The organism is Paraburkholderia phymatum (assembly GCF_038900715.1).
Classification (GTDB): Bacteria; Pseudomonadota; Gammaproteobacteria; order Burkholderiales; family Burkholderiaceae; genus Paraburkholderia; species Paraburkholderia phymatum_A.
On the sequence record NZ_JAYMRZ010000014.1, the window covers coordinates 163,091 to 189,209 of the forward strand.

General features: G+C 61.0%; 20 protein-coding genes and 4 pseudogenes. 20 read left to right on the forward strand and 4 right to left on the reverse strand.

The features are described 5' to 3' along the window. The first annotated feature begins 74 nt into the window (after positions 1-74). The 11 genes and pseudogenes from VSR68_RS24750 to VSR68_RS24800 all read left to right on the forward strand — a co-directional run. Positions 75-1,235, forward strand: a complete 1,161-nt coding sequence (locus tag VSR68_RS24750; protein ID WP_342942356.1) for an FAD-dependent oxidoreductase — start codon at positions 75-77, stop codon at positions 1,233-1,235. Beyond that, positions 1,216-1,587 (forward strand): (2Fe-2S)-binding protein, encoded by a 372-nt coding sequence (locus VSR68_RS24755; protein ID WP_342942357.1) that lies wholly within the window; start codon positions 1,216-1,218, stop codon positions 1,585-1,587. The genes VSR68_RS24750 and VSR68_RS24755 overlap by 20 nt, the downstream gene beginning before the upstream one ends. Next, positions 1,584-2,981 carry an NAD(P)/FAD-dependent oxidoreductase gene (locus VSR68_RS24760; RefSeq protein ID WP_342942358.1) on the forward strand — a complete coding sequence of 466 codons (1,398 nt, stop codon included), beginning with the start codon at positions 1,584-1,586 and terminating at the stop codon, positions 2,979-2,981. The genes VSR68_RS24755 and VSR68_RS24760 overlap by 4 nt, the downstream gene beginning before the upstream one ends. Further along, positions 2,978-4,147, forward strand: a complete 1,170-nt coding sequence (locus tag VSR68_RS24765) for an FAD-dependent oxidoreductase (protein WP_342942359.1) — start codon at positions 2,978-2,980, stop codon at positions 4,145-4,147. Before VSR68_RS24760 ends, VSR68_RS24765 begins: the two co-directional genes overlap by 4 nt. After that, positions 4,144-5,085 carry an ABC transporter permease gene (locus tag VSR68_RS24770; RefSeq protein ID WP_342942360.1) on the forward strand — a complete coding sequence of 314 codons (942 nt, stop codon included), beginning with the start codon at positions 4,144-4,146 and terminating at the stop codon, positions 5,083-5,085. Before VSR68_RS24765 ends, VSR68_RS24770 begins: the two co-directional genes overlap by 4 nt. Continuing rightward, positions 5,082-5,969, forward strand: coding sequence for an ABC transporter permease (locus tag VSR68_RS24775; RefSeq protein ID WP_342942361.1), 888 nt, complete (start codon positions 5,082-5,084; stop codon positions 5,967-5,969). The genes VSR68_RS24770 and VSR68_RS24775 overlap by 4 nt, the downstream gene beginning before the upstream one ends. Continuing rightward, positions 5,966-6,982 (forward strand): ABC transporter ATP-binding protein, encoded by a 1,017-nt coding sequence (locus VSR68_RS24780; protein ID WP_342942362.1) that lies wholly within the window; start codon positions 5,966-5,968, stop codon positions 6,980-6,982. Before VSR68_RS24775 ends, VSR68_RS24780 begins: the two co-directional genes overlap by 4 nt. After that, entirely contained in the window at positions 6,979-7,962 is a 984-nt protein-coding gene (locus VSR68_RS24785) for an oligopeptide/dipeptide ABC transporter ATP-binding protein (protein WP_342942363.1), read from the forward strand. The genes VSR68_RS24780 and VSR68_RS24785 overlap by 4 nt, the downstream gene beginning before the upstream one ends. 186 nt (positions 7,963-8,148) lie before the next feature. Continuing rightward, a complete protein-coding gene (locus VSR68_RS24790) occupies positions 8,149-9,522 on the forward strand; it encodes an MmgE/PrpD family protein (protein WP_342942364.1) in 1,374 nt (457 codons plus the stop codon). Positions 9,523-9,661: 139 nt separating this feature from the next. Further along, positions 9,662-10,576 carry a LysR substrate-binding domain-containing protein gene (locus tag VSR68_RS24795; RefSeq protein WP_428983578.1) on the forward strand — a complete coding sequence of 305 codons (915 nt, stop codon included), beginning with the start codon at positions 9,662-9,664 and terminating at the stop codon, positions 10,574-10,576. A 9-nt stretch (positions 10,577-10,585) separates the two neighbouring features. Then, positions 10,586-10,825 (forward strand): annotated as a pseudogene (locus VSR68_RS24800) (PDDEXK nuclease domain-containing protein); the annotation flags it as partial. A gap of 1,571 nt (positions 10,826-12,396) precedes the next feature. Here VSR68_RS24800 and VSR68_RS24805 read toward each other — a convergent pair. The 3 genes from VSR68_RS24805 to VSR68_RS24815 all read right to left on the reverse strand — a co-directional run bounded on the left by VSR68_RS24805 (position 12,397) and on the right by VSR68_RS24815 (position 16,387). Continuing rightward, the gene (locus tag VSR68_RS24805) at positions 12,397-12,729 is read right to left on the reverse strand and encodes a hypothetical protein (protein WP_342942365.1); all 333 of its coding nucleotides are present in this window, start codon (positions 12,727-12,729) and stop codon (positions 12,397-12,399) included. A 282-nt stretch (positions 12,730-13,011) separates the two neighbouring features. Then, complete coding sequence (locus tag VSR68_RS24810; RefSeq protein ID WP_342942366.1) at positions 13,012-14,262, reverse strand: glycosyltransferase family 4 protein; 1,251 nt, start codon at positions 14,260-14,262, stop codon at positions 13,012-13,014. A gap of 1,837 nt (positions 14,263-16,099) precedes the next feature. Continuing rightward, positions 16,100-16,387: a hypothetical protein gene (locus VSR68_RS24815; protein WP_342942367.1), complete on the reverse strand. Its 288-nt coding sequence runs from the start codon at positions 16,385-16,387 to the stop codon at positions 16,100-16,102. A gap of 117 nt (positions 16,388-16,504) precedes the next feature. Here VSR68_RS24815 and VSR68_RS24820 point away from each other — a divergent pair, with 117 nt between their 5' ends. The 4 genes and pseudogenes from VSR68_RS24820 to VSR68_RS24835 all read left to right on the forward strand — a co-directional run. Next, positions 16,505-17,047: a response regulator gene (locus tag VSR68_RS24820; RefSeq protein WP_342942368.1), complete on the forward strand. Its 543-nt coding sequence runs from the start codon at positions 16,505-16,507 to the stop codon at positions 17,045-17,047. Positions 17,048-17,127: 80 nt separating this feature from the next. Beyond that, positions 17,128-17,256 (forward strand): annotated as a pseudogene (locus VSR68_RS24825) (IS5/IS1182 family transposase); the annotation flags it as partial. A gap of 3 nt (positions 17,257-17,259) precedes the next feature. Further along, positions 17,260-17,397 (forward strand): annotated as a pseudogene (locus VSR68_RS24830) (transposase); the annotation flags it as partial. Beyond that, positions 17,398-18,347: pseudogene (locus VSR68_RS24835) on the forward strand (PDDEXK nuclease domain-containing protein); the annotation flags it as partial. A 509-nt stretch (positions 18,348-18,856) separates the two neighbouring features. Here VSR68_RS24835 and VSR68_RS24840 read toward each other — a convergent pair. Then, positions 18,857-19,621 carry an IclR family transcriptional regulator domain-containing protein gene (locus VSR68_RS24840; protein WP_342942369.1) on the reverse strand — a complete coding sequence of 255 codons (765 nt, stop codon included), beginning with the start codon at positions 19,619-19,621 and terminating at the stop codon, positions 18,857-18,859. 175 nt (positions 19,622-19,796) lie between these two features. Between VSR68_RS24840 and VSR68_RS24845 the strand changes: the two genes are divergently transcribed. Genes VSR68_RS24845 through VSR68_RS24865 form a run of 5 tightly spaced genes read left to right on the forward strand, consistent with a single transcriptional unit; the run spans position 19,797 to position 26,104 of the window. Further along, positions 19,797-21,701 (forward strand): FAD-dependent oxidoreductase, encoded by a 1,905-nt coding sequence (locus VSR68_RS24845; protein WP_342942370.1) that lies wholly within the window; start codon positions 19,797-19,799, stop codon positions 21,699-21,701. After that, the gene (locus VSR68_RS24850; protein WP_342942371.1) at positions 21,698-23,356 is read left to right on the forward strand and encodes an AMP-binding protein; all 1,659 of its coding nucleotides are present in this window, start codon (positions 21,698-21,700) and stop codon (positions 23,354-23,356) included. The genes VSR68_RS24845 and VSR68_RS24850 overlap by 4 nt, the downstream gene beginning before the upstream one ends. A gap of 8 nt (positions 23,357-23,364) precedes the next feature. Beyond that, complete coding sequence (locus tag VSR68_RS24855) at positions 23,365-23,772, forward strand: Zn-ribbon domain-containing OB-fold protein (RefSeq protein ID WP_342942372.1); 408 nt, start codon at positions 23,365-23,367, stop codon at positions 23,770-23,772. Then, complete coding sequence (locus tag VSR68_RS24860) at positions 23,769-24,956, forward strand: thiolase family protein (RefSeq protein ID WP_342942373.1); 1,188 nt, start codon at positions 23,769-23,771, stop codon at positions 24,954-24,956. Before VSR68_RS24855 ends, VSR68_RS24860 begins: the two co-directional genes overlap by 4 nt. Further along, the gene (locus VSR68_RS24865) at positions 24,953-26,104 is read left to right on the forward strand and encodes an NADH:flavin oxidoreductase/NADH oxidase (RefSeq protein ID WP_342942374.1); all 1,152 of its coding nucleotides are present in this window, start codon (positions 24,953-24,955) and stop codon (positions 26,102-26,104) included. The genes VSR68_RS24860 and VSR68_RS24865 overlap by 4 nt, the downstream gene beginning before the upstream one ends. Positions 26,105-26,119: the final 15 nt, after the last annotated feature.

Below are 26,119 nucleotides of genomic sequence, written 5' to 3' on the forward strand. Positions count from 1 at the left end.
GTCCGGCTCGATTCACACGTTGGATAGGGCTCGTGAGACTCCGCGCCGGACCCGGTCATTTTCCTGATACCACCATGAAACCAGATAGCATCACTGAATATCCGAATGACACGCGATCCTGCGATGCGATCGTCATCGGCGCAGGCGTGGTGGGGACCGCGATCGCATACGGTCTGGTCCGGCAGGGTCTGCGCGTGCTCGTGCTCGACGGCACGGATGGCGACTTGCGCGCGGCGAAGGCGAACTTCGGCCTCGTGTGGGTGCAGGGCAAAGGCTTCGGCCAGCCGGCGTATCAGCAGCTTTCGCGGCGGAGCGTGGCGTTGTGGCCCGCCTTCGCGCGCGAGTTGACTGCGGCGACTGGTATTGAACTCAACTACCGGGCTGAAGGCGGCATTCACATTTGCGTCGGCGAGACGCAATGGGAGCAACGGGCCGAGAAGCTCTCGCGCCTCGCCGATCAGTTGCCGGGCCATGAACGCTGCACGGAAATGCTCGATCGTGCGCAACTGCAACGCCTCTTCCCAAAGGTGCAATTCGGGCCCGAGGTCAGCGGCGCGAGCTTTGGGCGCATGGATGGTGATGTCAATCCCCTCCGTTTGCTGGCCGCCTTGCAGCGCGGGTTCCAGATGCGGGGCGGAAATTTACGGACCAATAGCCCTGTCTCGCAGATCGCGCCGCTCCGCGGCGGCGGCTTCTCGGTTCAGGCAGGGACGCAGTGGTTCGAGGCGGCCCGGGTCGTTGTCGCGGCTGGCCTTGGTTCTTCAGCGCTCGGCCCCATGGTCGGGCTGGACGTCCCGCTGCGGCCGCAGCGAGGGCAACTGCTTGTCACCGAACGGCTGTCCCCGATCCTGCCATTGCCGGCCAGCGGCCTGCGGCAGACGGCAGAGGGCACCGTGATGATCGGCGTCACTCAGGAAGAAGTCGGCTACGACCTGAGCACGACGACGGCTGCTGCGGCACACATGAGCCGTCAAGCCAGCCGTGTGTTGCCCGCGCTCCGGCAGGCGCAGCTCGTGCGGCATTGGGCTTGCCTGCGTGTGATGACGCCCGACGGCTGCCCGGTCTACGCCGAATCCGCCGACCACCCCGGCGCCTGGATCGCCTCGTGCCACTCCGGCATCACGCTCGCCGCATTCCATGCGGGACCGCTTGCCGCCGCCTTCGCGCAAGCACGGATTCCAGACGAACTACAGATCTTTCACCATGGACGCTTCAATGTTCCGCAAACTGCATGACCCTGACGAGAAGGCGCCCGGCTTGACCGTGACGATCGATGGACAAACGGTAAGCGCTGAACCGGGCGAAAGCGTGGCCGCCGTTTTACTGCGGCTTGATCCTCCCATCTCGCGTACCACACCCGTGAACGGCAGTCCGCGCACACCGTATTGCATGATGGGCGTGTGTTTCGAATGCCTCGCCAACGTCGATGGCGTGGCCTCCGTGCAGACCTGCCTCGTGCAGGTGCGCGACGGGATGTGCGTGGAGCGGCAACACGGCCGACGCGTGCTCATGGCGACGATGCGTGACGATGCTGCTGCCGACACCGTTGCCTCTCGCGGCCATACAACGGAAGGAGCGCCGCGATGAGCCGCGCAGTCGACTTGCTGATCGTCGGCGCGGGACCGGCCGGCATGAGCGCGGCGTTGCGGGCGCGCAGCCTGGGCTTGAGCGTGCTGGTCGTGGACGATCAGCACGCTCCGGGCGGACAGATCTGGCGCGCGGTCGAAGCTCGCGCAGGGACTCGCACAGGGGATTTGCTGGGCGACGAATATGCCGCCGGTCTTCCGCTTGCCCGTGCGTTTCGTGCGAGCGGTGCGCTTTACGAACCGGGCACGCAAGTGTGGCAGATCGAGCCCGGCTGGCAGGTCTTCATGAGCCGCGCACAGCAGGCGGAGTGCGTGCAGGCCGCCAACGTGCTTCTCGCCACAGGCGCGCAGGAACGTCCCGCGCCGTTTCCGGGCTGGACGTTGCCGGGCATCTTGACCGTGGGAGCCGCGCAGATTCTCCTGAAGACGGCGCGCGAGATTCCGAAAACGCCGCCGTGGATCGCGGGCAGTGGCCCGCTGGTGTTGCTTTACATGGTGCAGTTGCTGCGCGCTGGTGGCCGTATCGCCGGTTGGCTCGATACGTCGCCCGCTGGCGGCTGGTCGCGTGCATTGCCGCACATGGCGGCGGCATTGCGCGGCTGGAACGACGTGCTCAAGGGCCTGAGCTGGAGGCGCGAATTGCAACGGGCCGGCTTTCCCATCGTCCGGGGCGTGACGCAGCTGCGCGGGGAAGGCGGCGAGCGTCTGGAGCATCTCGTCTACCGCACGGCCGATGGAAAATCGCAGCGAATCCCCGTAGACCTGCTGCTCGTACACGAAGGGGTAGTGCCTTCGATTCATATGACTCAGGCGCTCGGCTGCGAGCATGTCTGGCGAACTGATCAACGCTGTCTCGCACCGAAGCTCGACGAATGGGGGCAGACGAGCAGGCTTGGGATATTTTCGGCCGGCGATGGCGCAGGCATCGGCGGGGCGAGCGCGGCGTGCACGCGTGGCGAGCTGGCCGCGCTCGGCATCGCGGTGTGCGCTGGCAAACTGAACGAAGAAGCGGCGCGGCGCCTTGCCCAGCCCTTACGACGAAAGCTGACGGCGCAACTGTCGATTCGTCCCATGCTGGATGCGTTGTACCCGCCGCGTGCGGAACTGTTCGAACCCGCGGACGACACGGTAGTGTGCCGTTGCGAGGAGCTGACGGCTGGCCAGATCCGTGCGGCCGCCCGGATCGGCGAGCCGGGACCGAATCAGATAAAGGCTTTCACGCGCGCGGGAATGGGGCCGTGCCAGGGGCGCCAGTGCGGCTACACCGTCGCGCACATCCTGGCCCAAGCGCACGGCAAGCGCGTCGAGCAAATCGGTTTCTATCGGATTCGGCCGCCGTTGAAGCCGTTGACGCTCGGAGAACTGGCATCGCTCGACACAGGGAGCGAGACGTGACGAACCGGGCAGTATTCGACGTCGCCGTGATTGGGGGAGGACTGCACGGACTGTCGGCGGCGTTGCATCTCGGGCGCGCCGGCAAGCGCGTCGTGGTGCTGGAACGCGCCTGGGTCGGCAGGCATGCGTCCGGGGCGTCCGCCGCAGGTGTGCGAACGCTGAACCGCGACGTGCGCGAACTAGACCTTTCTCTCGAATCGATGGAGATGTGGCAAGGCATCGCGTCGCTCGTCGGCGACGATTGTGGCTTTCACGCGCGTGGTCAGATTTGTGTGGCGGAAGACACCATGAATCTGTCGAAGCTCGAGGCACGCGTCGTCGAGCTGAGCGCCAAGGGATATACCCATGAAGCCATCATCGACGCCAAAGAGCTGCGCAGACAGGTTCCCGCGATCAGTGCGCATTGCGTCGGCGCATCCATTGCGGTGGACAACGGGGCCGCAGATCCGCATCGCGCGCTGGCCGCGTTTCGGCGGAGCGCGCAGGCGGCCGGTGTCGTGATCCGCGAAGGGTGCGGCGTGCGCCGCATCGAGCGGCGCGGATCGGATTGGGCCATCGATACCGACCGTTCGCCGGATGGCCCGGCGCAGCAAGCCGAGCCGCTAGTCGTGCCCATCGTCGTGAACGCGGCGGGCGCGTGGGCCGGACGCATCGCGGCCATGGTCGGCGACGTGATTCCGCTCGGCACGAAGGCTTCGATGATGATTGTGTCCGAACGCATCGCGCCGATGATCGAGCCCGTCGTGTCGATCATGGGCCGCTCTCTGTCCTTCAAGCAATCGGACCAGGGCACGCTCGTCATTGGCGGCGGCCTGCAAGGTGTGCCTGATCTCGACCGTGAGACATCGGAAGTGCGGATGGGCATCTTGTGCAAAGGCGCCCGCGCCGCGACCGACCTGTTCCCCTGCGTACGCGATGTTCGCATCGTGCGCGTCTGGTCCGGCCTCGAAGCCAAAACAGCCGACATGCTGCCCGTCATCGGTCCCGCAGTGAACGCACCAGGGGTGTTCCATAGCTTCGGCTACTCCGGACACGGTTTCCAACTGGTTCCCGTCGTCGGCGCGGCGCTGACGGATTTGATCGTCAGCGGGACAACCCGCCGCGCCATCGCGGCATTGAGTGCTCGACGCCTGATGGTTGCATCGCCTTCGGAGGTCTCCGCGTGATTCGATATACCGTCAAACGGCTGCTGCTTGCGATCCCCACGCTGCTGGCCATGCTGACCGCGGTGTTCGTGCTCGTTCGCCTCGTGCCGGGCGATCCGGCCGCCGCGATGCTCGGCGACCAGGCGAGTGCAGAGGCGCTGTCGGCGCTGCGCAACCAGCTGGGTTTGAACTTGCCGCTGCATACGCAATATCTGCACTTCCTGACCGACGTGCTGAGCGGCAATCTGGGCAATTCGCTTTCGAACGGCCAGAGCGTCTTGCGGGAAGTCGCGGCCGTGCTGCCATGGACGCTGCAGCTGACCGTCGCCGCGATCGTCATCGGCATTGGCCTTGGCTTGCCGCTCGGAATCTGGGCCGCGCTGCGGCGCAACGCGTGGCCCGACTATCTCACACGTCTTCTCTCGTTGGCCGGCTTGTCGTTCCCCGCGTTCGTCTCGGGCATCCTGATGCTGCTCGCATTCGCCATCGAACTCGACTGGTTCCCGGTCATCGGCAGCACGACGTCGGGCAATCCCTGGAACCAATGGCGCGGCCTCGTGTTACCGGCCTTCAACCTGGGCCTGATCATGACGGCCTATGTGACGCGCGTGACCCGTTCGTCGATGCTGAACGTGCTGGGCGAAGACTACATCCGCACGGCTCGCGCCAAAGGGTTGCGGCCAGGCCAATTGATTCTGCGGCACGGGCTGCGCAACGCGCTGATTCCCATTCTGACGGTCGTGGGCCTCTATTTCGGCACGCTGATCGGCAACTCGGTGCTGACGGAGATCGTCTTCAACCGGCCCGGCATCGGCAAGCTGATCCTGGGCGCCTTGAACGCGCGCGATTACACGCTGCTGCAAGGCCTGATGATCGTTTTCGCGTTTTGCGTCATCGTCGTCAATCTGTTGACCGACCTTGCCTATGCATGGGTCGACCCTCGGGTGAAATACAAATGAGCATCGTCGCAACCTCATCTCCTACCACCGCGTCCTCCACCCGCTCCGACGGGCTGTGGCGCACGCTGCTCGGCAACCGCATCGCATGGATCGGTTTGATTCTGCTTGCGATGGTCGTCCTCGCTGCGATTTTTGCTCCATGGATTTCGCCGCATGATCCGATTCAACAAAACATAGCCTGTCGGCTGGACCCGCCTTCGGCGCAGTACTGGCTGGGCACCGACAGCTATGGCCGTGATGTGCTCTCGCGCCTGATCTACGGCGCCCGCATTTCCCTGCTGGTCGGCTTTCTCGCCGTGTTGATCGCGATGGTGGTGGGCTCGTCGCTCGGCATATTGGCGGGATATCTCGGCGGCTGGGTCGACCAGCTCGTGATGGGGCTCGTCGACGTGCTGCTGTCGTTTCCCACGCTACTGCTCGGCCTCATGGTGGCGGCCATGCTCGGCGCCAGCCTCGAGAATCTGATCGTCGCGATCGCGATCACGGAGATCGCTCCCTTCGTACGCGTCGCGCGAGCACCGACGATCGCGCTCAAACAGCGCGATTTCATCGAAGCGGGCCGCGCGCTGGGCTACGGGCCGATCCGGTTGATGGCGGTGCATATCCTTCCCAACATGATCTCGGAAGTGATCGTGCTGGGATCGATGTGGATGGCCACGGCGATCCGCACGGAAGCTTCGCTCAGCTTCATCGGTCTCGGCGTGCCGCCGCCCGTTGCGACGTGGGGCGGCATGATACGCGATGGCTTCGACAATATCCTCGACTCCTGGTGGCTGATCGTTTTTCCGTGTCTCGCCATTCTCCTGACGGTGCTGGCCTTGAACCTACTGGGCGACGCGTTGCGTGACGCGCTCGACCCCAAACTTCGCGGAGAAAAGCGATGACACAGCATCCAGCCGTTCTGGAGCTTCGCGAATTGCGCACCGAATTCCGCCTGCGCCAGCAATGGCATGCTGCTGTGCGCGGCGTGTCGCTTTCGGTGGCACGCAACGAGACGGTCGCGCTCGTCGGCGAGTCGGGCAGCGGCAAGAGCGTGACTGCGCTATCCATCTTGCGGTTGTTGCCGACTACGGCAGCGCGTCACGCCGGCGGCCAGATCCTGCTCGACGGGCGCGATCTGTCGACGTTGTCCGAAGCCCAGCTCGCGCGCGTGCGCGGCAATCAGATCGCCATGGTGTTCCAGGAACCCATGACTTCGTTGAACCCGACCATGAGGGTCGGCGATCAGATCATCGAAGCGATTCGTCAGCATCAGGACGTCCCGTATGCCGTAGCGCGGGAGAGGGCGCTCGACGCATTGCGGGAGGTGGGCATTCCCGGCGCGGAGAATCGCTTTGACGACTATCCGCACCAGTTCTCGGGCGGCATGCGCCAGCGTGCGATGATTGCGATGGCGCTGGCGTGCAAACCGGCGCTGCTCGTGGCCGACGAACCCACTACGGCGCTGGACGTCACGATCCAGGCGCAGATATTGGCGCTGCTAGCCCAGCTCAAGGCGGCGCATGGAATGTCCGTCCTGTTCATCACGCACAACCTGGGCGTCGTCGCGCAAATCGCCGACCGGGTGGCCGTCATGTACGCGGGCGAGATCGTCGAGCTGGCGGATGTCGACGCGCTCTTCGCCCGGCCCACGCATCCTTATACGCAGGCGTTGCTACGCGCGATGCCGCGCGTCGATCTCGATATCGACGAGTTCCGGGGGATTCCCGGGCAGGCGCCCACGCTCGCGACGATGCCGTCCAGTTGCGCGTTCGCGGCGCGCTGTCCGCATCGGCAGGCGCGATGCGAACGCGAGCACCCCGATCTGTTGCCGGTGCCAGGCAGTGCCTCCGGACACACGGTGCGTTGTCCCGTCATGCTGGAACAGTGTCGAACGAATCTGGATACGTCGCTATGAGCGAACTTTTGCGTGTGGACAATCTTGTCAAGCATTTCGTCAGCAGCGGGGCGCGCTTCGGCGCACCGAAAAGCGTCGTGCGAGCGGTCAATGATGTGTCATTCCTGGTGGAGCGGGGCAGCTCGATGGGCCTCGTCGGCGAGTCCGGCTGCGGTAAATCGACGGTCGCGCGTACATTGCTGCGCCTCATCGAACCCGATTCCGGCTCGATCGTCTTCGACGGGATTGATCTGAGGCAAGCCAATGCCGCGCAAATGCGGGCAGTGCGCCAGCGCGTCCAGATCGTGTTTCAGGATCCGTACGCGTCCCTCAATCCGCGCCGCACGGTACGTCAGACGCTGGAGGAGCCGTTGCGCGTTCATCGACGAGGCAACGCCCGCGCGATTGCAGACAAGATCGCGAAGACCTTGCTCGACGTCGGGCTTCCGCTCGACGCGCTCGACCGTTACCCGCACGAATTCTCGGGCGGGCAGCGTCAGCGCGTCGGTATCGCGCGTGCGCTCGTGCTCGACCCTGAACTCATCATCGCCGATGAGCCCGTGTCCGCACTCGACGTGTCGGTGCAAGCGCAGATCCTTCAACTGCTCGCGAAGTTGCGCAAGGAACGCGGGCTATCGTTTGTCTTCGTCTCTCACGACCTCGGCGTGGTACGTCAGTTCTGCGACACCGTGAGCGTCATGTATCTCGGCCGTATCGTCGAGAGCGGGCCGACGCGCCTGTTGCTGGACGCGCCCGCGCATCCGTACAGTCGCGTGCTCAGAGATTCGTCGCCGGTGCCGGACCCGGGCGAACGGATCCGCCTGTCGAAGATCGACGGAGAAATTCCGTCGCCTACGCGCCTGCCCGCCGGTTGCGCCTTTCATCCGCGCTGCCCGCGTGCGGACGGGCCGTGCATGGAGCATGTCCCGAACCTCGACGCGCTCGAACCGGAACGGAAGGTGGCCTGTCACTTTCCGCTGATGACTCGGGAGTACGCGTAGCCGGCGGCGCGGCAGCGGCCTTCGCAGCGCAGCCTTGCGTTGGGCTCACAGGTCACGGGCGCGATCGCGAGCTCATCGCCACGATTCAACGAATCAGGTCCTCACGTTATGGTTGCATCAAGCAAACGATCGCAGGCAGCGACTCAACTCGCGACAGGAGCCGGGGACTCTATCCGCGCCAACGGTATGGCGACGACGCGCATCGCCGAATACGTGGTGGCTGCGCGCGGACAGCGTGCGAATGAACCCGCGAGGCAAGCCGCATTCAGATGCATCCTCGACCTGTTGAGCGCGGCGGCAGCAGGTCTTCACGAGCCAGGTGCAGTCGCCGTGCGCGGCATGGCGCTCGAAACTTTCGGCGTAGGGCGCTCATCGATCTGGTTCTCGGGGCTGTCAGGGTCCACTATCGGCGCCGCGTGGGCCAATAGCGCTGCGGCGTCAGCGCTCGATCTCGACGACGGTCATCGTCTCGCGCGCGGGCATCCGGGAGCGGCGGTGATCCCGACCGCGTTCGCCGTTGCCCAGGAAACGGGCGCGAGCCTCGAAGAAATCATTAGCGCCATCGTCATTGGCTACGAGGTTGGCGTGACGATCGGCGCTGCGCGCCTCACGTATGGGAACACGGGCACGTGGTCAGCCTACGCAGTCGTCGCGACGGCCGCCGCATTGCGCCAGACGTCACGCGACGTGCTGGAATATGCACTCGCGATTGCGGGAGAGAGCGCGCCGAACCAGTCGTTCGCAAGCGCTCCCGCGCCTCGCACGCCCGACCCGGAGGGAAGCGATGTCAAGGAGGGCATCCCGTGGTCGGTTGTCACCGGTCTCATGGCGCTCGGTATAGCACAGGCTGGACATACCGGGCCTCGCAATATCCTCGACAGTGCACGCCACTACCGCTTTCCCGACAGGCTCCGACTGGGCGAAGCCGCGCACATCCGCAACGTCTATTTCAAACTCTATGCGTGCTGCCGCCACGTGCATGCGCCTCTCGATGCGCTATTGGCGCTGATCCAGCAACACGGCATCGACATGCATTGCGTCGACTCGATCGAGGTCGCGACTCATAGCGGGGCGCTGCGCATCCTGAACACACCGCGCCCGGCGAATCTCGTCGAAGTTCAATACAGCATTCCGTATTGCCTGGCCCTTGTGGGAATAGCCGGCCCATCGGCGTTGCTGCCCCTCACGCGTGAGCATTTGTTCCGTGATGACGTTGGCGCGTTGGCAGAGAAGGTGACGCTGAAGCAGGATTCTGAACTCGATGCCTGCTTTCCCGCGCAGACGCTGGCGCGTGTCACGGTGAAGAGTGCGGGACAGCGCTTCACATCGGATGTCACCGCGCCGGGCGGCGAGGCGACGAACCCGCTCACCTGGGCGGAGCTGGAGCAGAAATTCCGCGCAGCCACACGATTGATTTCAACCGTGGAACAGCAGAGTCAGGTGCTCGATGCCGTCGACGCGCTGGCTTCGGGTGATCTGTCCACCCTGATGGCTTGTCTGGGTACGCTGGTTCTGGACCATGGACTGTCGTCGAACGCGCCGGCGGTGAGCGCCCGATAGATCGGCGAGCGGGTTTCCAGCTTCGATTGTCCAGCGGACCGGCTGCACGTTGAATATCGCATTGCAGATGCCATAACGTTCGATGCATCATCCCACATTCAAGCACTAGCTCTTATAAATCGATTCGATAGGGTGATGCATGAAGCGTCAGGTGAACCTGCGACAGATCGAAGCGTTCAAGGCCGTCGTAGAACAAGGCACGGTGAGCCGCGCCGCCGAAATCCTCTACATCTCGCAACCGGCCGTCAGCAAGATGCTGACGCATCTCGAGTACGACTCCGGCCTGACCTTGTTCGATCGCGTGCGAGGCAAGCTCGCACCGACGCACCAGGGGATGCGTCTGTACGCGGAGATCGACCGGATCTTCGCCGGCTTGCGGCAGCTCGAGCAGGCCATCGATTCGATTCGCCGCGACGAGCAGCGCCACTTGACTGTCGGAAGCCTGCCCGCGCTGGCCGGCTCGTTCATACGGCGCGTCTCGCTCAATTTCCTGAAAACGCACCCTGACGTGACACTGGCGATCCACTCGCGCAGTTCGCAGATCGTGACGGAATGGCTCGTCACCCGCCAGCTCGATCTGGGCCTCGTGAACGGCCTCGTGGACAACACTTACCTCGTGCGAGAGCCGCTGATGGAACATGCACTCGTCTGTGCGCTCCCACCCTCGCATCCGTTGTGCAAAAAGAAGGTCATTCGCCCGCGCGATCTGGACAACGTGCCGTTCGTCACATTTTTCTTCATGAGCCAGACGCGCCAGCTGGTGGAAACGGTTTTCGAAGATCACAACGTCCGGCTGAATGTCGTGCTTGAAACCGACAATGCGCCAAGTGTGTGCGAATTCGTCGCCTCGGGCCTGGGTGTCTCATTGATCCATCCGCTGTTCGGCGGCGGCATGCAGGACCGCATCGTGCTGCGCCGCTTTGAACCAGAAGTATATTTTCGCTTCCAGCTTTGTCGTATGCCTGCATCGCAGAACTCGAGTCTTGTCGATGCGTTTTTTCATGAGGTCCGGCAAGTGGCCGACGAAGTCTTTCATGAAATGTTGAGCTCGTAAATTTACTGGCTGGAAGATTTCGTGCTGGAGCTCGGCGGCGATTTCACTTTCGTTGGGCACCAGCGTCGACTGCGCATCGGCGAAAGTTGGTTCCGCGTTATTTACTGTTTTTTCCACCGGCGTCTGCGCTGCCTGTTCACCATCGAACTCAAGCTTACCGAACTGAACCATCCCGACGTCGGACAAATGCACATGTACTGCAATTATGCCCGTGAGCACTGGGTGCTGCCCGATGAGAACCGGGTTTGATCCTGTGTGCTCGTACCAATGCAGCCTTCGCGAATAAAGACTTACATTGCCGTCGCCGCCGATTCGTAGGTCGTGCATCCACCTGAGCATGTGCTTGCCGCACCCGGGAGCTCGAGGAATGATCTGACTATAGCTTAGGGATGACGAAAAACTATCGAATAGTGAGGATCTCGTCATCGCCGTAAATCCCCTAAGATCGCGGTTTGCTGCAAACCGAATCGGGCTACATGATCTCGCCGTTTAGATTAGAAAATTACGTTAGTGCAGGTATTGTGTATTGCCCTTTGGGGTGAAAGCCGAACTTCAATGATCTGTGCATCGACGTAGCCATCGTCCAGATCGGCGCGTGCGTGCACTGTCCGATCTCGATGCGGGCGGCACTCACAAGAAGGCGGAAGCAATCGGTTGACAGACAACGCTTTGCTCGGTCGGCAGGATGGCGCCATCGATTCGGCCTGCCGCTCACGAGATAGCGGTACTGCCCGCAACCGCCGGCGATCACGCTCTCGCAACTTCTCATACGGAATCCAAAAGTCCGATTGAGGCTGGATTAAATCGGCCCACTCGGCATGTCGGATGCTGTCGTTATCTGGGTCACCGTCCGGTGACCGTGGAAGCAGACGATGCGCGCAATTGGTCGCTCCGCGCTGTGTGCTGAAGCGAGGAATGCCATGCCCGCCAAGTCCTATGCGCCATATCGCGGCTGCAAAATTGAAGTCCTCGTCACGCCAGCAAAGTGGCATGCGTTCGGTGGCATATGTCGGCGCTACCGCGTGTCGTGGATCATCTCTTCGCCTGGTAATCCAGATCAAGTGATTGCGAGTTTTCCAGAACAGTTCAACTTTCTTACTGAGCAAGAGGCGTTCAGGTACGGGGAGGGCCGAGCGCACACATTCATTGATTCCATCCTGTCTACCTCACCGCGGAGACGGATCGCGGGCAACAGTTCCGAGCACGCAGATGAAGCGCCCACGGTCTGATGGTTTCCTCGTTGCTCTCATTGCGACAGTAATCGGAATTTTGTGCGTACTCGCTTTGTGGGATCTCGCGATATCGCTCGGCGAGTATTAGGCGTCACCGGCACGCATTGCAGTAGGGCTGGTGACAGCACGTCGTCACCGTACAGCGATCACCATCGCGCGTTCGACGACGCGAAACAGCGCGGACGCTTCGCGCGAATCACGGTCTGCCTATCCACCATCCCCAGTTTTTTGGCTCGCGCATGTGAGCGAGCAGCCGTGACGATGAAAGCCCGCGAACTCCGATCGCCGAACCGGCGGTCGAATCCGACATTCCATGCGGCAAGCCGCAGGGATGTAAGCACGCGACCAGTGCGAGTGCGAGCCATACTTGCCGGGCGCATCATCCAGCATCGTACCCGCACCGATCGACAGCGGTGCGATCTGTGTTCTGTAGCGCACGGCGAGCCATCGTGTGCAAGCACGACCACTATGAGCCGGATTGCACCGGCGTTGCTGCGTACCACTTGTCCGGATCAATATACGGATCGCTCTCTCGTCGGATGCGAAAGCGATAACAACGCCGGCGTCGCCCGGGGCCACTGTCGCGCTTCATCCCGTCGAGCGTAACCGTGACCGTCTGCCCATCATGAGTCGCGCGTGGATACCGAGCCATCCGACCACGCCGAATGCGGCGAGCGGAACAGACCAGATCCAACCCGGCCACGCGCTGTCCGCCGCCGCAACAGGTGTGTGGTGCGGACGTGCGCCCGTCTGCAGGTGCTGCATGATGGCGACATGCTGGCCGTACAGATACCCGGCATGCCACTGTTCCTCGTCGAACATGCCTTTGCTGGCGGTGTATGGGCACCTGCGCGCCCGACCAGTAAAGCCTGTCTCGTAGCCCTCGCTGAAGCTACGATCGTAGAGCTTCGCCTCGGTCACTTTCCTCTCCGTAATACTGCGCAAGGTCGACGCGCCGTGCTCAACGACTGAAGTCTCTCGTCGTGTGCGCGCAAGCATGTTGCTCTCGCGCGCAAGCGGCTTACTCTAGCGAGCATGGCGCGTTCCCGGCACGCCAGGTCCCAGCAGACTCTTTGGCGCAAGCCTCCGACTTCATGCATCCTACGGCTAATGATGTGTACTCGATGGCGGGAATGCTCGAGCCGACGGGTGCGGCCAAAGCGCCTCCGGCTTTTGTACGCTATCTGTGATCGTAACGGCGAGCTACGCTGCGGCGCCTCTACTAGGGGCGAGAGATGTCGCTGCTCCGGTGAGCGAATCGGCGAGCTCGATAACGTTCCTCGCGAAGAGCGTGGGCGTCCAGCGACGGACTGTTGAAACGGCGTTCTGCGAGAATCGCTCTCGCAACGCATCGTCCGTCGACAGTTTTACAAGCCGGTCAGCCAGCGTTGCAGCGTCGCCCGGCTCGACGATGAAGCCGTTGATACCGTCGAGCACCAGCTCGTTTGCGACGCCACAGGTCTTGGTTACGATGGCGGATTTCGCTGCTGCGAACGCCTCGCTGATGCAAAGCCCCCATTGATCGTACGCGCTCGGCAGCACGGCGAATTCGGCCAGTGAATACAGGGCCGGCATTTCGCAATAAGGGACGCTACCAAGGATCTGGATATGCCTGTGCATCCCGAGTCGATCAATTGCGTTGCGGACTTCCGGGCCGCACGGCCCCTGCCCTACCAGCAGCAGGGACAGTCCCGCCCCGTGCAGTTGTGACCGGCAGAATGCCTCGATCAACAGATCGACGTTCTTGCGCCTTATGAACCGGCTGACGCAAATGGCGTAGCGCGCGGGAAGGCCGAAGTTGCAACGAATCGTCGACGCGCTCGCGAGGGCTACGCGTGAAGCCGCCGAAAAATACTCAACGTCGATCACATCAAAGCCCGTTCTGGACCGGCTCATCGGCATACCCAGTGATCGGGCGTAAGCGCGGTGTTTTTCGCCCGCGACCAGCGCCCCATCAAAGCCCGAGACCAGTGCCTGTTTCAGGCGCTCCTTGAGCGCATATCGCCTGCCGTCATCGGCTTTTGAGTCCGACATGTAGATAAGCGTAAAGCGTTTTCCCAGCACTTTCAGTAACCACAGGAAAAGAGAGTAGTACGTGTTATAGCCAAGCGTCACGACGACGTCTGGACTGTATCGACGTAGCGCCATGAGCAATCCGTTACCGACACGCAACCAATGATGATCTGTCTCGCTGGCACCTTCGATCAGCGTGACAGCATCCGGTGGGGAGCCCTGAAAAAATGCGATGCGACCCTCCTGCGGAAAGCAATAAGCACCAGACCTTCCAGCCACCTCGACTAAGGAGACCTTGTCTCCGCGAGCGATCGCGAGCTTGGCAAGCGCTTCATACCGCGGGACGTGGTAGTCGCTCAGATTGCCGATGACGAAAAGGAAGCGCATCTGGAACAGGGCAAACACGGTCGAACAACAGGGAAGGTCGGACGCGACAAGCATCCACCACGCAGCAGAAACCCTGCCTGAGGTGCATGCTGCCTGCACGATGGAGAATGCGCGCCAATGCTGCATCCTGAACGGGAGCGCTGGCGAAATCGCGGATCGGCAATGGGCGAGCAACAGACCCGCGACGCCTAGGCTCCGACCGGCGACGGACTCTCCCGGATTCGATTACCCGTGACTTGTAAAAAATAATCGATCCCCGGCCATAGGCGGCATTAGATCTGTCACCCCTTGGACGAAGATCGAGATGCGCGGCGCTAACGGCCCTGAGCGGTAATACTCGTTTCACTGCTTCCACCTTGAAGTCGGCGGACGGCATGATTGCCAGGATCTGGTCGAATTCGCCCGCTTTATCGCGTCGGCGGTGATGTGTGCCGCATCGTCGGAGATGTGAGCGCAGACCTGTAACGGCGGGTGAAAGCGTGACTCGTATTGCCGCGCAATCCCGCCAGACATTGTCTGGAAAGAACCGTACCGGCCTCGCCTCCGAGCAGACGGGACCGGCAATCTCCACAACGTCAGTCGAACAGCCTCCGTCGGCGCCCAGAACTCCTGCTCGCTCGGTCCGCCCGTTCCGGCTATGCCCATGCCATTCCCGTTAACGCTGAACGCAGGCTCCATGGATATCTGAAGATTATCTGGCGCAGGCATTGCTCGCGTCAGCCGCATCGCTGCTGTGTATATCCCGAGGACGTCCACGATACACGGCGTCAGATGAGGCGGTCAAAAATCATCGCTGACGATCACGGTCGACGATTTGCACGCGACCCAAAGCGATCAGCGCGAGAGGCAAATCGACGAAAAGGTCGAGCGACGAAGTCGCATTTGCTGCGATTCATGTGGTCCAGGAAACAGGCCGCGGTGTGCCTGTTTTGTCCACTGGTCGGCGGCCCTCGAACAGACCGGTGCGTCCGTAAGGTAGAAGATACGGACAGGCCAAGCGAACACGGGGCCACATAAAGTCAAACGTCCCACGATGTCAGCGCGCCGAGGCACAGCAGATATCGAATGGCACTGAAAAAGTGTGGCCTTTCTATAGGCAATGCGGGATCGATTTTCGACTGGAGCTGGCACTAGGCGCGTCTTACATCGAAAGCTGTCGGACAGAAAATCTGATCGTCGGCGGAAAGCGGAGAGAGCCCGGTTGGATGCCTCGCCAGCGTCGGGCAAGATAGGGCGAATGTGCCGGCGGCGAGGGCAAAACCGACCGCGCGGGACACCCGGTGAAGTCGTGTGGACATTGTTGACCTTGTTCCGCTGCACAAAATTGAGCCAAAGCTTAGGCCGCGAAACGGCGAAAAACACCGGACTCAGCCTGCAATTCGGCCCTTTGCGGGCGGATGCCTGTACCACCCCGGCACTTGCGTGTTCGCTTTTTCGTTGCGTAGGCCTGGAGCAAAGAATGTCCTGAATGCGATGCAGGCCGTCGTGGCCGGGCTGCTCGGTTCAGAGTGTGGGTTGGTTGTTGAACCCAAGCCCAGCCACCAGACGGCGAGTCCAGGGGCAGGGACGGAGCCCCCGCGTTCCCGCGCGCCGCGTGCGGGCCGCTCTTGCGGACGGTCGCGATCGTGCCGATCGCGCCAGTTGTCTGCTTTCGCACCACGTTGCGTTGCAAAAGAGGAAGGGCGAGCGTCCACTCGCCCGCGCAACATCGGGCCAGCCGTTTGCTCGATGCCCGATGAGGGGGCGCGGCGCGACGTCGACGGTAAGCGGCACGTCCGTCAGTGTCTCCCGAAGGGAGACGTCAGGTCCATCTCATTAAAACCGTCGCCGGCCTGGTCAGTCACACGGCGGTAGCAGCAGTGCTAGCTGCCATCGACGCGCCACGACGGCATCAGTGAAGCGTGCGGCCGGAACCAGCCGCCGCGCCCGTGACGATCTGCTCCAGCACACGGTAGCGGCATTCGTCCTTGATCTGGCGGGCAACCGCCTCGACGAAGGGGTGTCCACGAAACGGCGCGATCGCGGCGTCGATGCGTGCGTCCAGTTCGCCGAGCGCCGCCTCGATGCTGGCCCGGTCATCCGGGTCGAAGCTGAGCGTGAGGGTGACCTGTTCGAGTGCCGCGAGCGCGGCGGCCGCCTCCGCATCGGCCGGGTCGTCTGGCCATGCCCTGTAGTCCACGGCGCTCCTCTGCGTTGACCAGTTATATGTTGTAAGGACCTTATCACACATAGGCAAGGCAACACAGGCGTACAGGGAAACGCATTCAAAGCCGGGCTTCCCAGAACGGGGAAAACGATGTGGACAGGCACCGCCCAGGTCCGCCGTTTGCTATTGGTTCCTTGGACCGATCAACTGGCGAAAAGCGCTTTGAACCAGCCAACATCAAGGCGCGTCGTTCTGCTCGCCGAGGATGACGAGGCGACCGCACGCGCATGGACTGAGGCACTCCGCCTGAACGACGTTGAGGTCGTATGGGCTCGTGCCGGCGAGTCTGCACTTGCGCTCGCGATGAACGCACCTCCGGATCTTTTTGTCACCGACTGGCTCTTGCCGGAGATCGACGGTATAACATTGCGCCGTCTGTTTCGGGACACCCCGGCGCTCAATCATGTACCAATCATTCTCGCACTTGCTTCGCCGCTGGCGCTACCGGACGAACCTGCATCTGCGTCGGAAACTGTTTATCTCAGCAAGCCCGTCGATATCTCACTTCTGTGCGCGGCCGCCTCTGACCTTTTGGATAAGTCGAGCGGGGCAGGCAAGCCGCGGGCGGTCGATGATTGTGGGGCGCGTACGGATGGCCCTGAACCCATCGCGCGCGCTTCCCTGCGCACGTGAACGGTCCGTGCGTAGTCTGCTGCAGCGGTGCCGCCTGTTCCTCGGGTTGCTGTGACAGCTCTCCGGGCAGGCGTAGATAACTGGACCCGAGCGATTATCTGGACGCGATATTCGACCAGATTGAGCGACTGAAGGCCGGCATCCGCGCCGAGGTTGAAGATCCGCTCCGCGTGCTGAAGCAGCGGTTTGGCTATACGAAGACCCCATACTGACAGCACGTTCGAGCGCTCGAGATGCAGATTCAAACGTGGCACCACGACGACCCCAACAGCCGCAAACTTGCCGAGATTCCCGGGATCGGTCCCATCACTGCAAGCGCATTCGTCGCGTCAATTGGCAATGCCAGGAACTCCAGACAGTTTGGGCGGGGCTTCGGCGCGGACAATCTGGAATTGATGCGCCTGTTCTACCAGAGCTATCCGGCGGGCGACATATCCGAATCAGTGATTCGGAAATCCCGGACCCGGGCGTCCAGGGCAAATTCCGAATCGCTGGTTCGGCATTTTTCGCTCCAGCAACTCGCAGAGCGCTTCCCGCTGTCCTGGACGCATTACGTGCGGCTGATGCGACGGACGCGATCGCCCGAAGAGCGGGCGTTCTACGAAGCGGAAGCGCTGCGTGGCGGCTGGAGCGTGAGGCAGCTCGAACGTCAGATTGGCAGCCAGTTCTACACGCGCACACTGATGTCCAAAGATAAGCGCGCCATGCTCGAGAAGGGCGCCGTCGCGAAACCCGGTGACACGGTGTCTCCTGAAGAAGCGATCAAGGATCCGTATGTCCTGGAGTTCCTTGACCTGAAGGACGAGTATTCCGAAAGCGATCTTGAAGAGGCGCTCATCCACCGGCTGGAGGACTTCCTGCTTGAGCTGGGCGGCGACTTCACGTTCGCGGGCGGCAGCGAAGGTTGCGCATCGGTGACAGCTGGTTTCGCGTGGATCTGCTCTTTTTTCACAGGCGTCTGCGATGTCTGGTGATCATCGATCTCAAACTGACCGAGCTGAACCATGCTGACGTCGGGCAGATGCATATGTACTGCGACTACGCGAAGGAACACTGGACGCTACCCGGCGAAAATCCGCCGGTCGGCCTGATCCTTTGTGCGAGGACCAATGCAGCGATCGCACGCTATGCACTCGACGGACTGCCCAACAAGGTGCTCGCGGCGGAGTATCACACCGTACTTCCAGACGAGCAATTGCTCGCCGACGAATTGGCGAAAACCCGTCGCGAATGGGAAGCGCAACATCCCATCCTGCCGGACAGCGATTGCGCGCGACTGAGTAACCGGAATCCGTTCTAAAGACGGAGCAGGGCGACAAAGCTAACGCTTCGCAAGCGCTTACTTCGCGGCAGTGGAGCGCCTGACTGAAAACGAGTTGGCGCCAAGGCGCGAAATAGTGCGCACGCCATCGAAACCTCCGCCATGGTCTGAGCGAGACAGCATTTCGATGAATCCTTCCTCATGTATAGAAGCTCATGAGTCGAGTTATTCAATTATCCTGCGCACTGAATATTTGTCCCACATACGTGATAAGGAATCTAGTGCGGGAAATGCTAACCAACAGGAATCCATAACAAATATCGGATGCATATTTATTTATTCCAGCTTCATCGCTTAGATGTTTAATTGCCTGCCGAACCCTTCTCGTATTCGTTAGGTTTCTCCGGGTCCGTTGTCCGCCGCATCTTGAGGCCATGAAGCCGGTGGCAGCCTGGGCGTCGTCCGCCTTACGCGCGGCGCGTCGGTCTGCCAATCCGCTTCGTCGCGCACGTTTAACTGAGCTCCAGCGGCAGAATAGTCAAGAGAGCCTAGAGTGATTGGCCAATCTGTTGCGCAGCATTGCTGAGTAGCGGTAGGAATTTCTTTTCGAAGGTCTCGCGATTTGCGCGACTATCCATCGCACTGATATTGATTGACGCTATAGCCTGGCCTTCGCGGTTGCGTATAGGTACGGCAACCGACCGTCGTCCCTCATATACCTCGTCTTCTGTTATCACATAGCCTTTGTCACGTGTCTCGTTGACGATGCGACGGATTTCGGCAACGCTCGTGATTGTCCGGGGGGTCAGTTTCTTCGGCTGCAGCGCAGCGAAGTAGTCTTCAAGCTCTGCGTCACCCAATGCCGCCAAGAGCACACGGCCCATCGCGTTGACGTAGGCGGGCATACGTGAGCCTACCTGCATATGGATCGTGTAAATGTGTCGAGGTGGAACCCGCGCAATGTAGACCACTTCGCCTTCGTCAAGAACTCCGAGCGAGCACGACTCGTCAATCGTGTCGACGATCTCCTTCATGAAAGGCTGTGCCTTTTCCCACAAAGGAAGGGATGACAGATACGAGTAGCCTAGGTCCAGCACCTTGGGGCTCAATCTAAAACTATTTCCATCCTGGGTCACATAGCCCAGCGCCTCCAAAGTCAGGAGAAAGCGCCTTGCAGATCCGCGCGTCAGGTTGGTCCGGGCAGCTACCTGGCTAAGCGTCAGTCGATCCGCGCCGTGTTCGAAGGTACGGATGACTGCAAGGCCGCGTGCGAACGCAGTTACGAAATCTGCGTGATGTTCATCGATGGGCATGAGGCGAACTTATTCGAATGTGAGCAGATGCTTTTGGGATACGGCGAACGGTCTGATCTTACATGATCAGGAGGCGAGGGTTTTCCCCCGCTTGACCGGGTTAAGTCAAAGCATACATCATTGTCCGTAACACGTACATACGTCCGTTAGACGGACAATACCATAGAAACGAGCCATGAAGGTCGAAAAACCCAGTTTCTTCCAGTGGGAGAAGTATCCATTCGAAGTGCCGCCTGAGCTTGGTGATCGGCGCGGCAAGAAGTTCCAGGTCGCTGTCGTCGGTGCAGGCCCTGTTGGATTGGCGACAGCGTTGTCCCTGGCCCAGCAGGGCGTGAGCGTTGTCGTCCTGGAAGCGAGGGATCAGCTTTCTGATAGCAGTCGCACGCTAGCGGTATCGCGTCGTAGCGTACAGGTACTTGACCGTCTTGGCGTGGCTGAGCAGTTCAGGGCGTTGGCGGTGGTGAGAGAGCGCAACTACATCTATTGTGGCGAGAATCTGATACACAGCGCGCCTTATGAGCAGTCGCCCACCGAGAAATTCCCGGATGTGAGTGTGCTGCAGCAGCCGTGGACGGAAAAAGTTCTACTTGATGCGGTCGTGGCACATTCAGACATCGAGTTGCGTTGGCTGAGTGCTGTAACCGGCGTTCGCCAGGACGAGGGGTCTTTTCCGGCCGTGTCGGTGCAGACGGAGCGCGGTAACTACGAGTTGCAGGTCGACTATGTCGTTGCGGCTGATGGTGCGCGTGGGCAAGTGCGCCGCAGCCTTGGACTGGCATATGAGGAAGTCGGTGACGGGGTGGTGCAGCGTAACTTCGTGATCTGCGACTTCGAGATGAAGACTTCCCATCCCGTCGCACGGCGACTCTGGATCCGTCCTCCCTATAAACCGCAGTCGGCGGTCCTCCTGCACAAGCAGCCTTTTGACACGTGGCGACTTGACTACGCGCTGGAAGATGATGAGCAGTTGGAGGACGCCCTCAGACCGGAAAACGTTGCAGAAGTGGTGGCCGACCAGGTCAGGCTCCTGATGGGAAGCGACCCGCTGCCTGAATGGCGGATCGTGTGGATCTCCTCCTATCGCCCGATGTCGCGCAGCCTGACGAACTATCGCCATGGCCGTGTTTTTTTCGCGGGAGACTCGGCGCATCAGACGCCTATCTTTGGTGGTCGGGGAATGAACCAGGGGCTGCTGGACGCGAGCAACCTTGCGTGGCGACTGGCTACGGTGCTCAACGGTGGCGCGCCCGATGCACTCCTGGATCGCTATGACGCCGAGCGCCGCCCGACCATCGTGCGCAATCTGCACGCGATCGGACAGGCGACGCTATGCATGACTGCGCCGACGCCGGGCTCGGCGCTGATGCGAAAGGCCGCGTTCGATCTGCTGCCCGATGAACCGTTCATCTACCCACTGATTGATGCATTCAATGCCAACCGTGCCGAATCTTTGCTGACTCCGCCGCCGGAAGAGGATCCCGTTCGTGGCGCGCGGGAAGGTAGTCCATTACCCGACGCATCAGTGGACGACCGCGGTGATGGTCAGCCCGGCTTCCTGTACGACCGGCTCGCCCGGCACGCGTTCACGGGTATTTACTTGAGCGCCGACGGAAACGTACCACGGGAGCTGAAGCACACTTTTGACAACTTGCAGGCTGGCGGGGTGCCTGTATCGACAGTCGTGCTTGCGCGCACACATGCGCCGACCGTCTTCGAGAAACTCGACGGGCAAGATGGTACATGGGTACTCGTTCGCCCGGACGGGTATGTCGGCGCGCGCATCGATGCACCGTCACCGGAGACTGTCACAGCCGCTGTTGCCAGCGTGTTGTGCCCGCAGCAGCCGTCGGGGCAATGCGACGGGAATCGCACGATTTTCCGAGGCTCAAACCTGAATGCGGCGATGGAGCAATCGTTCCGTTCAGTCGCCTTGGCGCTCGACGAGCTTCAACCTGCGGATGCCGTTGACTTCCTCGCGAGATTGACGTTATTGCTCGCCGATGAAATCCGGGATGGGCAAAGGTTCGCGCACGCTGTCGATCGTGCTCGTGATATCCAGAAGCAGGGAGAACAAGCATGACGCAAACCGGGAACGATCTTCCGAGTCCTGACCGTTGGGGTGGCTATCGGATCAGTGAGTTGACGACCCCGCGAGTTCTGGCACGAAAAGCTGAGCAGAATGGCGACAAGGTATTCCTGCGCTATCTGCCCGATGGTACCGAACTGTCTTACCGTGATCTGGATCTCCAGTCCAACCGGTTGGCTCATGGGTTTTCCTCACTTGGCATCGGCCACGGCAGCCATGTGGCACTGCTGATGGAGAACAGTGTCGATCAGCTGCTGAGCTATTTCGCGTTGGGCAAACTGGGTGCGGTATCGATTCCTCTGAACACGGCCAGCCGCGGTCAGCAGTTGCGCTATCTGCTGACGCATTCGGAAGCATCGGTGCTGATCGTCGATGCAGCGCTCTGGGAGCAGTATGCAGAGATCAGTGCAGACCTTCCGCTGTTACAGCAGGTGATCGTGCTGGGCGAATTGCCGGAACAGCGTCTTGCTGAAACTGCACAAAGCGTGGAAATTCGCGCGTTCAAGACGCTTTACCCGGAAGTTTCTTTGCCGCCAGAGACGCAAGTCCAATTCAGTGACCTTGCATACATTATCTATACCTCGGGTACCACCGGTCCATCCAAAGGCGTCATGCTTTCACAGGCTCAATGTTTTCTATGGGGCCTCAGTCACGCTATGGCGTTCGGTCAACGAGATGACGACATCGCGTACATCTGCTTGCCGATGTTCCACGTCAATGCCTTGCAAGGTGCGACATACAACGCGCTGATGGTCAATTCGAGCATCGCCGTGCAGAAGCGTTTCTCTGCATCAGGCTTCTGGTCTGACGTTCGTAGCAGCGGGGCAACGCTGACCAATCTGCTGGGCTCCATGATCAATATCCTCTGGAGTCGGCCAGCCAGCGATGACGACGTGAACAACCGGCTGCGCATGTGTATGTCTGCGCCCATTCCTGACTTCGGGCGGGACTTCGAACGTCGTTTTGGGTTGCGGTTCATCCAGAGCTATAGCCTGACAGATTTTGGCCCGTCTCACGCTTTTAGCCTCATCGATCCGGTCGGCAAGCTGGGATCTTGCGGCCGGGCGCGCAAGGGCGTTCACGCGCGCATCGTCGATGAGAACGATTTCGAGTTGCCCGCCGGGTCCCGTGGGGAGTTAGTTCTCCGACACGATGTGCCGTGGGCGCACTCGATGGGCTACTACAAGATGCCGGACGCGACCGTCAAGGCATGGCGCAATGGCTGGTTTCACACCGGCGACTGCGGATATGTGGACGAAGACGGTTATTTCTGGTTCCTGGACCGTACGAAGGACGCGATTCGCCGGCGAGGAGAAAATATTTCGGCCTACGAAGTGGAAAAGATCTTGTTGCAGCATCCGGCAGTTCAGGATGTAGCGGTGTTTGCTGTCAGATCCGAGATGGCCGAGGACGAAGTGGCGGCAGCGATTGTCTGCAAGGCGGGCGCGCAACTGGATCAGGCGGCGCTGATCGAGTTCTGCCGCGGGGAAATGGCTTATTACATGGTGCCTCGCTTCCTGCAGGTCATGTCCGATCTGCCGAGAAATGCAAGCCAGAAGATAGAGAAGTTCAAGCTGCGTGACGCCGCGAATGCGGATCTTTCCCAACTCTGGGATCGTGAGCGCGCGGGGATCAAGGTTAGCCGATGAGGGGAAGCATGGAATCGCGTCGTCTGCCGCTTCTGGACATTGAGAATCACGCGTTCTGGACGGGTGGCTCTGTAGGTGAACTGGCCATATGCCGTTGCCAGCAATGCGGGCACTTCGTTCATCCACCAAGCGCTGCGTGTCCCGTTTGCGCGTCTGTTGATGTTGAAGCCGAAGCCGTCTCCGGGCGAGCGAGCGTGGTGTCGTTTTCGGTCAATCACCAGGCTTGGGTGGCAGGCCAGGCGGTGCCGTTTGTGTTGGCGATGGTCGAGCTTGACGAACAAGCCGGGCTATGGGTGATGTCGAATATCGTAGGCTGCGAGCCGTCGAAGGTGTTTATCGGACAGAGGGTACGCGTGTGCTTTGAGGCGCACGATGATGTCTGGTTGCCAATGTTTATTCCCGAGGATGTCGCGTGACTCAGTATCCGGAAAAGCAGGTTGCTATTACGGGAATAGGGCAGTCCGAGGTTAGCCGTGGCTCGCCGCTGAGTCCCCTGCGGTTGACCGTTGATGCCTGCAAGACTGCCGTGAGTGATGCCGGATTGTCACTCAGGGATATAGACGGTCTCGTCACGTACCCAAGTACGGCGGAAGGGGGGGCAGGATTTTCGCCTGTCGGAGTGCATGATTTGCGTCTCGCGCTCGGTTTGAAGCTGAGCTGGTACGAGACTCCGTCGCTGGAGTCACCGGCACAGATGAGCGCCCTGTTTGCGGGCATTCATGCACTGGTCGCCAGGACTGCGCGTCATGTTCTTGTTTTTCGCGCTACAGCCGAGGCATCGGCTCGCAAGCGCGCCCGGGATGCCGTAGCCTGGGGCGGTGCCAATTCCCGCGTTGCGGGGATGTGGCAGTGGGCAGTGCCATTTGGCGCTCATTCGCCTGCGCCATGGTACGCAATGTATGCCACGCGTTACATGTACGACCATGGAGTCAGCGAGGCGCAGTTGGGGGCGATTGCCGTGCACGCGCGCCGGATGGCCGGACTCAACCCTGCTGCCGTTTATCGTCAATCGATTACGCTTGACGACTACCTGGCGTCTCGCGTTATCGCATCGCCTTTGCGACTGTACGACTGCGATGTGCCTGTTGACGGTGCTACTGCTTTCGTACTTTCTCGTGTCGAGGACGCTCTTGACATGCCCAATCCGCTCCTGCGGTTTGAAGCCATCGGCAGCGCGTTTACGACAGGCGGACTGCGGCAGCCAACCGATATGAGTTCTTTTGGTGCCGAGGCCGCTGCAGCCATGCTGTGGTCGAGGACTGATCTCCGACCGGCTGACGTTGATGTCGCGCAAATCTACGACGGCTTCAGCATTCTCACCATGCACTGGTTGGAGGCGTTGGGACTGTGCGGCAGAGGCGAGGCTGGCGCGTTTGTCGAGGGTGGCAAACGCATTGATCTGGATGGTGACCTGCCGATCAATACGGGTGGTGGACAGTTATCGGCGGGCCGTTTGCACGGCTTCGGCCATACACACGAAGCCTGTATGCAGCTATGGGGGCGCGGGGGGGCGCGACAAGTGCCGCGAGATCCGAAAGTGGCGATTGTCTCCAACGGAGCTTACGGCCTGGGTTGTCTTTTGCTTACCAAAGAATCATGAAATCTGAATTCACCAATAACGATCGGCAGCCTGTTGTGGCCGAAAGCGACCATTCGAGCGCACTGTTCCAGCCGCTGAACTTGCGGGGTCTGGCCTTGCCCAACCGCATCGTGGTCTCTCCCATGTGCCAATACAGCGCGTCAGACGGATGTGCGACTGATTGGCATCTTCTACACTTCGGTTCGATGATGACGTCGGGCGCTGGCCTGTTCATCATCGAAGCAACGGCGGTTGATCCGCGCGGGCGAATTACGCCGGAATGTCTTGGCTTGTGGAATGACGACAACGAACAGGCTCTGCGCAATGTGCTCTCGCGCGTGCGCAAGTACAGCCAGGTACCTGTCGGCATACAGCTCAGTCATGCCGGCCGAAAGGCAGCATCACATCGTCCATTCGTGGGAAAAGGTCCCCTGAAGTCGGATCAGGGAGCATGGCCGGTCATCGGACCGAGCGCCATTCCGTTCGCCGACGGCTGGCAAATGCCTCACGCCATGAGTCGCGCAGACATGGATGAAGTGGTCAATGTTTTTGTGCAGGCGGCAAAGCGGGCGGACCGATTGGGTGTCGACCTTATTGAGTTACACGCTGCGCATGGATACCTGCTTAGCGCGTTTCTCAGTCCGCTTGCGAATCAGCGAAGCGACGAATACGGCGGCTCCCTTGAGTACCGCATGCGTTTCCCGCTGGAGGTGTTTTCGGCCGTCCGGGCGGTATGGCCTGAACATAAGCCGCTGGGGGTACGGGCGAACGGCACGGACTGGCATCCACAGGGCTTGCAGACTGAAGACGCCGTTATCTTCGCCACTGAATTGCGCAAGCTCGGTTGTGACTTTGTCGACATGTCGACAGGAGGGAACGCCTACACGAAGGTGCCGATCGGTCCGGGATACCAGGTACCGTTTGCCGAGGCGGTCCGTCAAGGTTCGGGGTTGACGACCGTTGCCGTGGGGCTGATTCAGAGTCCCCGTCAAGCAGAAAACATCGTAGCCAGTGGACAGGCTGATCTTGTGGCCGTCGGCCGTGCTCTGCTGAACAACCCGCATTGGCCGTGGCAAGCGGCAGAAGAACTCGGATGTTCGGTAGAGGTTCCGTGGCAGTACTTTCGTGCTGCGACCAAAGCCGGCGTTCCGCCGCCGTATGTGCGTTGATGATCAACAAAGGAT

What these genes read in the sequence shown, in the direction of transcription:
- VSR68_RS24750 (WP_342942356.1), top strand. Translation starts at nt 75, where the DNA reads ATGAAACCAGATAGCATCACTGAATATCCGAATGACACGCGATCCTGC.
- VSR68_RS24755 (WP_342942357.1), top strand. Translation starts at nt 1,216, where the DNA reads ATGTTCCGCAAACTGCATGACCCTGACGAGAAGGCGCCCGGCTTGACC.
- VSR68_RS24760 (WP_342942358.1), top strand. Translation starts at nt 1,584, where the DNA reads ATGAGCCGCGCAGTCGACTTGCTGATCGTCGGCGCGGGACCGGCCGGC.
- VSR68_RS24775 (WP_342942361.1), top strand. Translation starts at nt 5,082, where the DNA reads ATGAGCATCGTCGCAACCTCATCTCCTACCACCGCGTCCTCCACCCGC.
- VSR68_RS24780 (WP_342942362.1), top strand. Translation starts at nt 5,966, where the DNA reads ATGACACAGCATCCAGCCGTTCTGGAGCTTCGCGAATTGCGCACCGAA.
- VSR68_RS24785 (WP_342942363.1), top strand. Translation starts at nt 6,979, where the DNA reads ATGAGCGAACTTTTGCGTGTGGACAATCTTGTCAAGCATTTCGTCAGC.
- VSR68_RS24790 (WP_342942364.1), top strand. Translation starts at nt 8,149, where the DNA reads ATGGCGACGACGCGCATCGCCGAATACGTGGTGGCTGCGCGCGGACAG.
- VSR68_RS24795 (WP_428983578.1), top strand. Translation starts at nt 9,662, where the DNA reads ATGAAGCGTCAGGTGAACCTGCGACAGATCGAAGCGTTCAAGGCCGTC.
- VSR68_RS24810 (WP_342942366.1), bottom strand. Translation starts at nt 14,262, where the DNA reads ATGCTTGTCGCGTCCGACCTTCCCTGTTGTTCGACCGTGTTTGCCCTG.
- VSR68_RS24820 (WP_342942368.1), top strand. Translation starts at nt 16,505, where the DNA reads ATGTGGACAGGCACCGCCCAGGTCCGCCGTTTGCTATTGGTTCCTTGG.
- VSR68_RS24840 (WP_342942369.1), bottom strand. Translation starts at nt 19,621, where the DNA reads ATGCCCATCGATGAACATCACGCAGATTTCGTAACTGCGTTCGCACGC.
- VSR68_RS24845 (WP_342942370.1), top strand. Translation starts at nt 19,797, where the DNA reads ATGAAGGTCGAAAAACCCAGTTTCTTCCAGTGGGAGAAGTATCCATTC.
- VSR68_RS24850 (WP_342942371.1), top strand. Translation starts at nt 21,698, where the DNA reads ATGACGCAAACCGGGAACGATCTTCCGAGTCCTGACCGTTGGGGTGGC.
- VSR68_RS24855 (WP_342942372.1), top strand. Translation starts at nt 23,365, where the DNA reads ATGGAATCGCGTCGTCTGCCGCTTCTGGACATTGAGAATCACGCGTTC.
- VSR68_RS24865 (WP_342942374.1), top strand. Translation starts at nt 24,953, where the DNA reads ATGAAATCTGAATTCACCAATAACGATCGGCAGCCTGTTGTGGCCGAA.